Below are 1,883 nucleotides of genomic sequence, written 5' to 3' on the forward strand. Positions count from 1 at the left end.
ATAGTAAAGGTTCACGGGGTCTTTCCGTCTTGCCGCGGGTACACTGCATCTTCACAGCGAGTTCAATTTCACTGAGTCCCGGGTGGAGACAGCCTGGCCATCATTACGCCATTCGTGCAGGTCGGAACTTACCCGACAAGGAATTTCGCTACCTTAGGACCGTTATAGTTACGGCCGCCGTTTACCGGGGCTTCGATCAAGAGCTTCTCCGCGAGGATAACCCCATCAATTAACCTTCCGGCACCGGGCAGGCGTCACACCGTATACGTCCACTTTCGTGTTTGCACAGTGCTGTGTTTTTAATAAACAGTTGCAGCCAGCTGGTATCTTCGACTGATTTCAGCTCCACGAGCAAGTCACTTCACCTACATATCAGCGTGCCTTCTCCCGAAGTTACGGCACCATTTTGCCTAGTTCCTTCACCCGGGTTCTCTCAAGCGCCTTGGTATTCTCTACCTGACCACCTGTGTCGGTTTGGGGTACGATTACGTGTCACCTGATGCTTAGAGGCTTTTCCTGGAAGCAGGGCATTTATTGCTTCAGCACCGTAGTGCCTCGTCATCACGCCTCAGTGTTAAAGTGAACCGGATTTGCCTGGAGCACACACCTACACGCTTAAACCGGGACAACCGTCGCCCGGCCAACATAGCCTTCTCCGTCCCCCCTTCGCAGTGACACACAGTACAGGAATATTAACCTGTTTCCCATCGACTACGCCTTTCGGCCTCGCCTTAGGGGTCGACTCACCCTGCCCCGATTAACGTTGGACAGGAACCCTTGGTCTTCCGGCGAGCGGGCTTTTCACCCGCTTTATCGTTACTTATGTCAGCATTCGCACTTCTGATACCTCCAGCATGCCTCACAGCACACCTTCTACGGCTTACAGAACGCTCCCCTACCCAACGAACGTATCCTTAAACCGACTCGACTTTGTAAAACGCTTTGACGTCGCTCCGCTCCGTCAATCGTTAAGCCTGTAAATCGATTTAAGTGATACGTTCGCTGCCGCAGCTTCGGTGCATGGTTTAGCCCCGTTACATCTTCCGCGCAGGCCGACTCGACCAGTGAGCTATTACGCTTTCTTTAAATGATGGCTGCTTCTAAGCCAACATCCTGGCTGTCTGGGCCTTCCCACATCGTTTCCCACTTAACCATGACTTTGGGACCTTAGCTGGCGGTCTGGGTTGTTTCCCTCTTCACGACGGACGTTAGCACCCGCCGTGTGTCTCCCGTGATAACATTCTCCGGTATTCGCAGTTTGCATCGGGTTGGTAAGCCGGGATGGCCCCCTGGCCGAAACAGTGCTCTACCCCCGGAGATGAATTCACGAGGCGCTACCTAAATAGCTTTCGGGGAGAACCAGCTATCTCCCGGTTTGATTGGCCTTTCACCCCCAGCCACAGGTCATCCGCTAATTTTTCAACATTAGTCGGTTCGGTCCTCCAGTTAGTGTTACCCAACCTTCAACCTGCCCATGGCTAGATCACCGGGTTTCGGGTCTATACCCTGCAACTTAACGCCCAGTTAAGACTCGGTTTCCCTTCGGCTCCCCTATACGGTTAACCTTGCTACAGAATATAAGTCGCTGACCCATTATACAAAAGGTACGCAGTCACCCCACCCCAAAGCGCTCCACTGCCTGATTTTTGTGTTGAACGTCGCTTACGCGCCGTTAACCGTCATTCAGTGCTGTCGTTACGCTTCTTTGTGCACCACACAAAGCGAAACGCTTTGGTGGTGGGGCTCCCACTGCTTGTACGTACACGGTTTCAGGTTCTTTTTCACTCCCCTCGCCGGGGTTCTTTTCGCCTTTCCCTCACGGTACTGGTTCACTATCGGTCAGTCAGGAGTATTTAGCCTTGGAGGATGGTCCCCCCATATTC

At 52.9% G+C, this 1,883-nt stretch carries 1 rRNA gene; it reads right to left on the reverse strand.

What is annotated here, in order from left to right:
* Positions 1-1,883, reverse strand: a 23S ribosomal RNA gene (locus FE839_RS24360); the annotation flags it as partial.

It is taken from the genome of Klebsiella indica, from assembly GCF_005860775.1.
GTDB lineage: Bacteria > Pseudomonadota > Gammaproteobacteria > Enterobacterales > Enterobacteriaceae > Klebsiella > Klebsiella indica.